The organism is Alcanivorax sp. HI0083, assembly GCF_001635175.1.
Genome location: NZ_LWFX01001112.1, coordinates 1 through 7292 on the forward strand (window position 1 = coordinate 1; position 7292 = coordinate 7292).

The 7292-nt window shown below is 56.0% G+C and carries 5 protein-coding genes and 1 pseudogene; 4 read left to right on the forward strand and 2 right to left on the reverse strand.

Going from position 1 to position 7292, the window contains the following annotated elements:
- Positions 1-679, forward strand: a 679-nt coding sequence (locus A3754_RS15370; RefSeq protein WP_063520408.1) for an SDR family oxidoreductase, incomplete at its 5' end; no start/stop codon positions are given.
- Between the two features lie 541 nt (positions 680-1220).
- Complete coding sequence (locus tag A3754_RS15375; RefSeq protein ID WP_063520409.1) at positions 1221-3035, forward strand: acyl-CoA dehydrogenase C-terminal domain-containing protein; 1815 nt, start codon at positions 1221-1223, stop codon at positions 3033-3035.
- 104 nt (positions 3036-3139) lie between these two features.
- Here A3754_RS15375 and A3754_RS26205 read toward each other — a convergent pair.
- Positions 3140-3295 (reverse strand): annotated as a pseudogene (locus A3754_RS26205) (DUF4372 domain-containing protein); the annotation flags it as partial.
- 221 nt (positions 3296-3516) lie between these two features.
- Here A3754_RS26205 and A3754_RS15380 point away from each other — a divergent pair.
- Positions 3517-4833, forward strand: a complete 1317-nt coding sequence (locus tag A3754_RS15380) for a hypothetical protein (RefSeq protein WP_063520410.1) — start codon at positions 3517-3519, stop codon at positions 4831-4833.
- A gap of 207 nt (positions 4834-5040) precedes the next feature.
- Positions 5041-5382 carry a hypothetical protein gene (locus A3754_RS15385; RefSeq protein WP_063520411.1) on the forward strand — a complete coding sequence of 114 codons (342 nt, stop codon included), beginning with the start codon at positions 5041-5043 and terminating at the stop codon, positions 5380-5382.
- Positions 5383-5504: 122 nt separating this feature from the next.
- Here the strand turns inward: A3754_RS15385 and A3754_RS15390 are convergent, their stop codons facing one another.
- Positions 5505-7103: an isocitrate lyase gene (locus A3754_RS15390; RefSeq protein ID WP_063520412.1), complete on the reverse strand. Its 1599-nt coding sequence runs from the start codon at positions 7101-7103 to the stop codon at positions 5505-5507.
- Positions 7104-7292 lie beyond the last annotated feature (189 nt).

The window sequence follows — 7292 nt, forward strand, 5'->3', positions numbered from 1 at the left end:
CCAGGTAGCTGACCAGATCAAGGCGGCCGGCGGCAAGGCCCACCCCTATGTGCTGGATGTGAGCAAGATTGCCTCCATTGCCAAATTCCGGGACAAACTGCATGAGGAAGTCGGCCCCATCACCGGCCTGATCAACAACGCCGGTGTCGTCTTTGGTGGCGAGTTCGAGCAGGTATCGCTGGAGCAGCATCTGAACACCTTCCGCATCAACACCGAAGGCTTGATGGCCACCAGCCATGCTTTTATTGAAGACCTGATCCAGGCGAAAGAAGGCTATCTGGTCAATATCGCCAGCGCCTCCGCCTTTGTGGGCCTGCCCTATGGCAGCACCTATGCCGCCAGCAAATGGGCTGTAGTCGGTTTCTCTGAGTCCATCCGCCTGGAACTGGATGTACGCAAAATCAAACATGTGCACGTGACCACCGTCTGCCCAAGCTACATTTCCACCGGCATGTTCGATGGCGTGAAGACACCCATGTTTACCCCCATGCTCACCCCCGAGAAAGTGGTCAACAGCATCATCAGGGGCATGCAGAAAAAAGACAGCTTCGTTATCGAGCCGCCCATCGCCAAATCCACGGAACTGCTCAAGGCCGTCCTCCCCCAGGGGGTTTGGGACGAAGTGGCTCTGCGCATCGGCGTCTCCACTTCCATGTATAGCTGGAAGGGGAAAAAATAGCTGCGAGCTACGAGCTTTGAGCTGTGAGGAAAACCCTTTCTACAGAGTTGCTGTGGGAACTTGTCTAGAGGTGCGATCGGACCCGCTGTGGGAACGTAACGCAGCGGAGTAACGCACGTAGTGCGGCCCCGAAGGGGTGAGCGCAGCGAATAACTTGCCTGCAAGCGATCCGAGCCTCGGCGAGGAAAATTGGTTCGCGTTGCGAGTTTCGAAAGGCAGAACCTCAAACCTCGTGTCTGACCGCCGGTTTTAGGTTTTCAAAACTCGGTACTCGAAACCCGCTTCTGGAATCCTTACCTCGCCAAGGCTCGGATCGCGCCTCAAGCGGCGCTCCTACAGCGGCTTCGTTGTGTTGTTGGTTTTCCTCTCAGCTCGTGGCTAGCAGCTCGCAGCTCAATCCGCCGTGAACGCCTATTCACCCTAACGCCAGCAGCCCCGCGCCTTGGCAGTCAATGCCTTCCCCCTTGAATTGCCTAACAATGCCCGCCCTGTTGCGCTGTCCGTTTCTGACAGTTAATCCGTTTTTTCAAGGGTGATTGCTATGCCGACCTACAAGGCCCCCGTGCGCGATATGCGCTTCTTGATGAACGAAGTCTTCGATTTCGAGAGTCACTACAAAACGCTGCCCAATGGTGAAGACGCTACCCCTGACATGGTGGAAGCCATTGTCGGTGAAATGGCCAAGCTGTGTGAGAACACCATTGCGCCTCTTTACCAGAGTGGCGACGAGGAAGGCTGCAAGCTGGAAGACGGCGTAGTCACCACCCCGAAAGGGTACAAGGAAGCCTACAACGAATTCGTGGCCGGTGGCTGGCAGGGTCTCAGCCACCCGGTGGAAGTGGGCGGCCAGGGCCTGCCCATGTCACTGGGCCTGATCAAACAGGAAATGATGGCGACGGCCAACTGGTCCTTCTCCATGTACCCGGGCCTGTCTTTGGGCGCCATGAACACCATCCAGATGCATGGCTCCGACGAACAGAAGCAGGATTACCTGGTACCGCTCACCGAGGGCTCCTGGGGCGGCACCATGTGCCTGACCGAACCGCAGTGCGGCACCGACCTGGGCCAGGTAAAAACCAAGGCCGAGCCGCAGAAAGACGGTTCCTACAAAATCTCCGGCACCAAGATCTTTATCTCTTCCGGTGACCATGACCTGACCGAAAACATTGTCCACATCGTGCTGGCCCGCCTGCCCGATGCGCCGAAAGGCACCAAGGGGATTTCCCTGTTCATCGTGCCCAAGTACCTGCCGGGCAAGATCGGTGAAGACAACGGCGTGAACTGTGGTTCCCTGGAAAAGAAAATGGGCATCAAGGCCTCCGCCACCTGCGTGATCAACTTCGATGAAGCCACCGGCTTTTTGATCGGCCCGGAGCATGGTGGCCTGGAGTGCATGTTCACCTTCATGAACAGCGCCCGTATCGGTACAGCCATGCAGGGTGTTGCCCACGCGGAACTGTCTTACCAGGGCGCCCTGCCTTACGCCAAAGAGCGCAAGTCCATGCGTGCCCTGTCTGGCAAGAAAGAGCCGGATGCCATCGCCGACAGCCTGATCCACCACGGTGACGTGCGCCGCATGCTGCTCAAGCAGAAGGCCATCGCTGAAGGCGGCCGCGCCATGATCTATTACGCCGCCCAGTACGCGGACAACATGATCGCCGGCATGCTCGAAGACGACATGAAGAAATACGAGCACTGGGACAGCGAGCTGGGCTTCCTGACGCCGATCCTGAAAGGGTTCCTGACCGAGAAAGGTCTGGAAGCCGCCAACGACGGCATGCAGGTATTCGGTGGCCACGGCTACATCAAAGAACACGGCATGGAACAGATCGCCCGTGACGCGCGCATCTCCACCCTGTACGAAGGCACCACCGGCATCCAGGCGCTGGACCTGCTGGGCCGCAAGGTTCTGCTGTCCTCCCGCGGCAAATGTGTGCGCGAATTCTCCAAGAAACTGGTGGATTTCGGCACCAAGAACCTGCGTGACCCCAAGCTGCGTCCGTTCGCCTGGAAGCTGCTGAAAATTGCCGCCGAGTGGAACTACCTGACCACCCGCATCATGCTGGTGGCCGCGAAAGATCGTGACATGGTTTCCACCGCCAGCTACGACTTCCTGATGTACAGCGGCTACGCCATGATGGCGTACTTCTGGGCACTACAGGCTGGCGTGGCCAACGACAAGCTGGAAAACGGTGGCAACGAGCCGGCGGAATTCTACAAGGCCAAACTGGCCACCGCAGAATTCTACTTCGACCGCATGCTGCCCAGCGCCAAGGGCCATGCCGAAGCGGCACTGAAGCCCACCAAGAGCACCATGCAAATGAGCGCAGAAGACTTCTCGTTCGATTACGAGTAACCGTCCTCCGTTCATGAAAAAGGTGGCCCCATAGCCACTGCTGTCGCACCGTTGGCAGCCTCATAAAGCGAACCTCATTTGAGGTTCGCTTTTTTTGTGCTTGTCAGGCTCTGACGGCCGGAAAGCTGACACATGGCCATGCCAATGAATGGATCCCAGCGCGTGACGGATATCAGTTTTTGGCCGTGATGATGCTTTTTGGCCAGCCTCTCAAAATCATGTCTCGAAACCGGTTTGAGCAGCTGGAGAATTGTAACCAGTTCGGTTCAGGCTTTTTCATTTGCCCCTAAACTGTGGGACAGCAGTGGGATTCGGCCGCGTTTTTTATTGCCTGACTGTTCGCCCTGCCCGACGGCCCCGGGCAATCCCTTTCCTTTTCTCTCTCCCCCATCTTGGGTATGCGCTTGGCGCCATCCAGCTGCTACATTAACCATCGTTCTATCGGGGTTTTACATCATCGAATTAATGATCGGGGAAGGTCATGACCATCTTGAAACCATTGCTGACCACAACGGTGGCTTGCATTCTGGCCGGCTGTGCCGCTCATCAACCCGGGCGCTCGTTTCACAGTGATACGCTGGCTCAACTCAAAGCGGCTCAGAACGCCCTGTATGCCGAGGTCGTCGATCCTGTGGATCAGTGGCCCGAACAAACGCAGCGAGATATCAGCGCTTTGCAATCCGATTTTGCCACCCGCTACCAGCAGGATTTCCCGGTCGGTGAAGTCTATGCGGATTTTCACACCCTGGATGAGTGCCGCTTGCCGCAGGAACGGGCCCTGGAGATTGCCGGTCTGAGCCCCGACATGGTTAACCCGGTGAGCAAAAGCGCTACCATTAAAAGCTTGTCCACCGTTGACTATGAACAGATTAGCGTTCGCTCAACCCAGGCCGGCTGCAACGCGCTAGCGTCCGTCAAGATGCATATTGTCCCCAATATGGTGGTGGAGCTGAAGCAATTGCCCGACACCTTCAAACATCCGGTTTATATGCATGCGGTTTACACCAACCACATCAAGAACCAGGTGAACATCAATGGCAGCTGGAAAAAAAGCGACTTGGGAAAATCGCGCATAACCGTAAAGCGATATCGTCGTGAGAGCGGGCTAACGGATTTCCCCATTATCAAAACCACCTGGCAAAAAACCGATAGCCTCAAACAAGGCGATGTCGACACCTCCCGGTTTATCGATAAACCCATGTACGTCGCTCACTATATTGCCTCTGCGGACCAGGCTCCGTACCAGGCCATCACGTTAATTCGCCAAACCATCACCAATAAAACCGGCAACACCATCAGCATGCGCTGGCAAGACGGTGGCCATTCCATGAACCGCACCTGGACGCATAGTGGCACCGTTCTTGGCCAGAAAGATGGTGTCCAGCACGGCGTTTTCATCGTTGTCAGCTATGCCGGTGTGCAAAGTATCTACTGTAAAGACATGGGCCAATCGATGAACTATTTCAGAATTGAAAATACCTACGATTGCGTAAGCGCCGCAGAAAGTGACATGGGCCAGGCGGGTGTTTATATGGATCCCTTGTTGAAAATTCGTAGCGGTTTCTCTGCTCCCGCCGTCGCCAAACCCAGCGCCCCCGCCCAGCCAACAGCCCCGTCTCCAGTAGCGGACTCTGCCTCCGATTCCATGGCTAGCGCCACATCGGAATGCGCCAAAGCCTATGCCGCCAAAGAAGCCTGTGGCCGTATTCCCGGCGACCCCTTTGGTATTGCAACCAAACTGTGCATCAGCGCCGCCAAGAAAAAATTCGGCGGGCTCAACTGTCCGATCCCGCTTTAGCCTGCCTCGCCTTTATACAAGACCAACGGCCAACAGGCCGTTGATCATCCATCCCTGTTAATCCCCCAGCGTATTCTGGCGGTACCACCGGCATACCCCATATAGGCGATGCGACCACCGCGTGCTGAGCCGTACCCTAGCCAGGTTGATCACTTATTCCTTTCAGCCTCGCGGTACATCATGAGAAAGATCCTTGTCTGTTTTTGGTTGGCACAACCGCTTCTGGTTTCGTCCACTCTGGCGGAATGGGGAGACTACCAGCGTTTTACTGCGGTGGAGGGCATCGTGATGTACGTCCGTTATAACAATCACAAGCACTGTACGGATGTGGCCTGGAAGGCGGAAAATACCAGCGGGATGACGGTATTGCCCTCCATTGCCGAAAGGCAGTACACCTGCCGAAGCGGCCATGTGCACAGCAGTGACCGCACCGAGGCTGTGCCTCTGGGCCCGGGTGATCATTCTCCCCCTCAACGTGACCACTGCGTGTGTGAAGGGGAAGGGGGCGTCATGCAAACCCATGCCACGCTAAGTGTACGTACACCGTAAGTTGCCACCCCGTCGATCTGCGGCGCCCACTGGCTGACCGCAATGCTTCTTTTTCCGGCACAAAAAAAGCGGCCCCCTTTCGGGGGCCGCCTCTTAAAGACTTGCCTTGAATCTATCGAGACTTAGTTGTTCTCGAACTGACCCATGGTGTTGTCTTTACCGCCAGCTTTCAGTGCTGCTTCGCCAGAGAAGTACTCTTTGTGGTCATCACCGATGTTGGAACCGGCCATGTCCTGGTGCTTCACAGTAGCGATACCCTGACGGATTTCCTTACGCTGAACGCCTGCAACGTAGGCCAGCATGCCTTCGTCACCGAAGTAGCCTTTAGCCAGGTTGTCGGTGGACAGAGCCACAGTGTGGTAAGTCGGCAGAGTGATCAGGTGGTGGAAGATACCTGCTTCACGGGCCGCGTCACGCTGGAAGTTCTTGGTCCACTCGTCAGCCAGCTCAGCCAGCTCGGTGCCATCGTAGTCGGCGCTCATCAGACGATCGCGATCGTAGGCGGATACGTCTTTACCTTCTTTCTCCCAAGCATCGAATACCTGCTGACGGAAGTTCAGGGTCCAGTTGAAGGACGGGCTGTTGTTGTAAACCAGCTTGGCGTCCGGCACCACTTCGCGGATACGGTTAACCATTTCTGCGATCTGGCCAACGTGGGGCTTCTCGGTTTCGATCCACAGCAGGTCAGCGCCGTTCTGCAGGCTGGTGATACAGTCCAGAACAACACGGTCGATACCGGAACCGGCTTTGAACTGGAACAGGCCGGAAGCCAGACGCTTCGGCTTGAGCAGCTTGCCATTGGACTTGATCACAACGTCGCCGTTGTTGATGTCGGCAGCAGACTCGATCACGTCACCGTCCAGGAACGCGTTGTACTGGTCACCCAGATCGCCCGGCTCGTTGGTTACAGCGATTTGCTTGGTCAGGCCAGCGCCCAGGGAGTCGGTACGGGCAACGATCACACCGTCGTCAACACCCAGCTCCAGGAACGCGTAACGTACCGCGTTGATCTTGGCCAGGAAGTCGGCGTGAGGAACGGTTACTTTACCGTCCTGGTGACCACACTGCTTCTCGTCAGAAACCTGGTTTTCGATCTGGATACAGCAAGCGCCAGCTTCGATCAGCTGCTTGGCCATCAGGTAGGTGGCTTCCGGGTTACCGAAGCCCGCATCGATGTCAGCAATGATCGGCACAACGTGAGTTTCGAAGTTGTCGATCTGACCGATGATTTCTTTCTGCTTGGCTTCGTCGCCAGCTTCTTTGGCGTCGTCCAGAGCACGGAACAGGTGGTTCAGTTCCCAGGCATCAGCCTGCTTCAGGAAGGTGTACAGCTCACGGATCAGGTCAGCGACAACAGTCTTCTCGTGCATGGACTGGTCAGGCAGCGGACCGAACTCGGAACGCAGCGCAGCAACCATCCAGCCGGACAGGTACAGGTAACGACCTTTGGTGCTACCGAAGTGCTTCTTGATGGAGATCATTTTCTGCTGGCCAACAAAACCGTGCCAGCAACCCAGAGACTGGGTGTACTTGGAAGTGTCAGCGTCATAGGCCGCCATGTCTTCACGCATGATCTTGGCGTTGTACTTGGCGATGTCCAGATGCGTGTTGAAACGGTTTTGCAGACGCATGCGAACCGCAGATTCCGGGTTGATATCTTTCCAGGTGCTTTGTGCACCAACCACGGAGCCCAGTGCTTCGATGTCTTTGGTGTATGACATGGTGAACCTCTGAATATGAAATTGGTTTATCGACGCCGGAGAGGGGCAACCCTGCTCATGTCGTTTCATGCCGGTCTACCGATGCCGCGCATTCTAGTGCCCCCCAACACATAAACATAATCAATATGATCTATATTCGGTATTCACAATATGAATGACATGATATTGCCGCGTCGATGGAAAGTGTGG

Bases quoted from the DNA above. Each gene is read 5' to 3' on its own strand.
- A3754_RS15380 (WP_063520410.1), top strand. From the start codon at position 3,517: ATGACCATCTTGAAACCATTGCTGACCACAACGGTGGCTTGCATTCTG.
- A3754_RS15390 (WP_063520412.1), bottom strand. From the start codon at position 7,103: ATGTCATACACCAAAGACATCGAAGCACTGGGCTCCGTGGTTGGTGCA.
- A3754_RS15375 (WP_063520409.1), top strand. From the start codon at position 1,221: ATGCCGACCTACAAGGCCCCCGTGCGCGATATGCGCTTCTTGATGAAC.